General features: G+C 64.5%; 1 protein-coding gene and 1 pseudogene. Both read left to right on the top strand.

Features of this window, described 5'->3' with window-relative positions:
- Positions 1 to 363 precede the first annotated feature (363 nt).
- A pseudogene (gene trbJ / locus L0966_RS22145) lies at positions 364 to 1,098 on the top strand (P-type conjugative transfer protein TrbJ).
- 9 nt (positions 1,099 to 1,107) lie between these two features.
- On the top strand, positions 1,108 to 1,368 hold the full coding sequence (gene trbK-alt, locus L0966_RS22140; protein WP_234054269.1) for a putative entry exclusion protein TrbK-alt: 261 nt from the start codon (positions 1,108 to 1,110) through the stop codon (positions 1,366 to 1,368).
- Positions 1,369 to 1,483: the final 115 nt, after the last annotated feature.

The following is a 1,483-nucleotide window of genomic DNA, read 5'->3' as shown; positions in this document are numbered from 1 at the left end:
CGACCCTGCCTCAGGTCCGCCGGGCCGTCCTCAAGGCATTTTCCTCGACATCGCCAACTTGTCCCCACTGCCGAAGGGCCATCTGGAGACCGCCAATCTGATTCTGCCAAAGTAGTGCTAGCCCTCGCTTTCACTTCCCGCTCGTTGGCGACCGATCTGAACATGCCCTGCGACGGATGCGTCGTGCGATCGTGGCGCTATCTCACCGTTCTGAACCAGGGGCACAGCAGCCGCAGCAGGCGCCGTATCTCCCCTTCCAACGGGACTGTGCTTCAGGGTTTATCGAGCCCACCGATCGGGCCGGGGTACCCCTGTTCGCAAAGGCAAAAGATGACCCACCCTCGACAATCTGGAGACACGCCCATGATCCGCCGTTCATTGAGGGCGGCGCTCGTCGCCACGCCGCTCCTCGTCAGCCCGTTCGCGCCGGCCGTGGCGCAGTACGTGGTCTACGATCCCTCCAACTATGCCCAGAACCTCCTCCAGGGGGCCCGGGCGCTACAGCAGGTCACCAACCAGATCACCTCGCTGCAGAACGAAGCGCAGATGCTGATCAACCAGGCCCGCAATCTCGTGAACCTGCCTTATTCCTCCATCAACGCATTCCAGCAGCCAGCCCAGCGCACCCAGAAATTGCTCGGTCAGGCACAGAAGATTGCCTATGACGTCAGCGCCATCGATCAGGCCTTCCAGAGCTAATACGGTTCTGTCTCCCTGAGCACCTCAGGCGCACAACTCGTCTCCCAGGCCAAGAGCCGCTGGGAGACGACGCTCGCGGGCTTTCAGGACGCGATGCGGGTCCAAGCCGGTGTCGTCGGCAATCTCGACACCAATCGGACGCAGTCCTCCACATTGGTGGACCAGAGCCAGGCGGCAACCGGCGCGCTGCAGGCCATGCAGGCCGGCAACCAGCTTCAGGCCCTCCAGGCTGAGCAGCTCTCCGACCTCACCGCCGTGATCACGGCCAATGGCCGGGCGCAGGCTCTGTCCGAAGCTGAACGCGCCGCTGCTGTGTCCGAGGGGCAGGAGCACTACGGGCGCTTCTCTGCCCAGTCGAGCTACCAGCCGGCCGCCGTCACCATGTTCCACGGCAAGTGAGGTGGACCCATGGACCGGGACACCGCGCTTCGGACCCACATTGTCACCGGCCTGGTGGGCGCCGTGCCGGCCGCGCTCGCTGCCGCCGCAGGTCGGCGGCCGGAGCCCGATATTGTCGTGAGCAGGACGACGGCGTCGTTCTCGTCGGCAGATCTCGAGAGCTGCGCCCAGATCGAGACGGCCGACCCCATCGATCCGCACTGTGCCGCGCTCTGGGAGCAGAACCGTCGCCACTTCTTCGGCAAGCCCGTGGAAGGAGTTGCGCCGTGAAAGTAGAGATGAAGCGCTCCATCCCCTCTCGGAGACGAGTTTCTCCATCCCTCTTCCCGAACCGGACGTGCGGGTTTCCTCGCATCCGGCTCTCCATGCACGGGCGCTTCCACGC

The sequence above is a fragment of the Xanthobacter sp. NM-59 genome, assembly GCF_021401125.1.
Lineage (GTDB): Bacteria > Pseudomonadota > Alphaproteobacteria > Rhizobiales > Xanthobacteraceae > Xanthobacter.
This window is presented reverse-complemented; position numbering and strand designations above follow the sequence as displayed.

What these genes read in the sequence shown, in the direction of transcription:
- trbK-alt (WP_234054269.1), top strand. Translation starts at nt 1,108, where the DNA reads ATGGACCGGGACACCGCGCTTCGGACCCACATTGTCACCGGCCTGGTG.